Genomic DNA, 1,441 nt, shown 5'->3' with positions numbered 1-1,441 from the left:
GTCGTCGGCGGCGGCGAAGGAGGCCGGGCGGGGCGCGTCCTCGGCCGCCAGGAGGGCCAGGACGCCGCCGGCCGGAAGGGCGGCGGAGGAGAAAGCGGTCTGCAGCATGGGTCGGGCTCCTGGACGTGCGGGTGTTCCCCGGATTTGACGCCAGAATGACGCAAGCGCGCGCCGCTGTCCAAAGCCGCGTCGGCGGGGCGGCGGCGGCGTGCCCCGAAAAGGGGCCGGAAGAGAGGATGCTCCGGAAGACACATCGAGAGAAGACGTATCGAGAAAGGCGCATGACGCGCGGCCATGAGTGGAGTAAGCGGAAGGCATGAATTCCGAATCTCCATCTCTTGTGCAACCCGCCCTGCTGCAACCCGGCGACGCCGCATTGCTGGACCTGGCCGCGCGGCTGGCGGGCGAGGCCGCGGAGCTGATCCGGGCCATTCGCCGGCGCGGGTTCGAGACGGTCACGAAATCCGATTCCTCGCCGGTGACGGAGGCCGACCATGCGGCTGAGGCCCATATCCTGAAAGGGTTGCGCGCGGCCGCCCCGCATATTCCGGTCATCGCCGAGGAAGAGGCGGCGGCCGGGGTGCGGATCGAGGCGGGCGAGACCTTCTGGCTGGTCGATCCGCTGGACGGCACGCGCGAATTCGCCGCCGGGCGCGATGATTTTACCGTCAATATCGGCCTGGTGCGCGGCGGGCGGGCGGTGCTGGGCGCGGTGGCGCTGCCGGCCTATCACCAGCTTTACACGGCGCATGTCGCGACCGGCGCCCGGCGCATCGACGAATCGGGCGCGCACGCGATCGCCGCCCGCGCCATTCCGCCCGAGGGGCTGACGGTGCTGGCGTCGCGCCATTATGCCGACGATCCGCGGCTGGCGGCGTTTCTGGGCGGGCAGCGGATCGCGCATCTGGGCAATATCGGCTCGGCCGCGAAATTCATCCGCGTCGCGGAGGGGCTGGTCGACCTGTATCCGCGGCTGGGCACCACGATGGAATGGGATACCGCCGCCCCGCAGGCGGTCGTCGAGGCGGCGGGCGGCAGCGTGACCCTGCTGGACGGGTCGCCGCTGCGCTATGGCAAGCCGGACTGGCGCAATCCGCATTTCGTCTGCGTGGGAAAGCGGGAGCATTCGTGAGCGATTGGGATTATCATCCGGCGGAAGGGAGCGGATGGCGCGGACATGACGGAACGCCTGGAAGCAAATGACGCCGGGATCGCCCGGGCGGCGGCCCTGCTGCGCGCGGGCGGCCTGGTGGCGTTCGGGACCGAGACCGTCTATGGCCTGGGGGCGGACGCCACCAGCGACGTCGCGGTCGCGCGGATTTTCGCGGCCAAGGAACGGCCGCGCTTCAACCCGCTGATCAGCCATTTTCCCGATGCCGAGTCCGCCTTTACCGAGGCGGCGCCGGACGAGCTGGCGCGCCGGCTGGCCGAGCGGTTCTGG

2 protein-coding genes are annotated in these 1,441 nt (G+C 70.4%); both read left to right on the top strand.

All coding sequences use genetic code 11. From position 1 onward, the window contains the following. Nucleotides 1–316: 316 nt before the first annotated feature. Nucleotides 317–1,132, top strand: coding sequence for a 3'(2'),5'-bisphosphate nucleotidase CysQ (cysQ, locus tag HUK84_RS18055; RefSeq protein WP_176641477.1), 816 nt, complete (start codon nt 317–319; stop codon nt 1,130–1,132). Nucleotides 1,133–1,177: 45 nt separating this feature from the next. Further along, a partial coding sequence (locus HUK84_RS18050) for an L-threonylcarbamoyladenylate synthase (RefSeq protein WP_176641476.1) occupies nt 1,178–1,441 on the top strand: 264 nt, incomplete at its 3' end.

This window comes from Nguyenibacter vanlangensis, assembly GCF_013376155.1.
Classification (GTDB): Bacteria; Pseudomonadota; Alphaproteobacteria; order Acetobacterales; family Acetobacteraceae; genus Gluconacetobacter; species Gluconacetobacter vanlangensis.
This window is presented reverse-complemented; position numbering and strand designations above follow the sequence as displayed.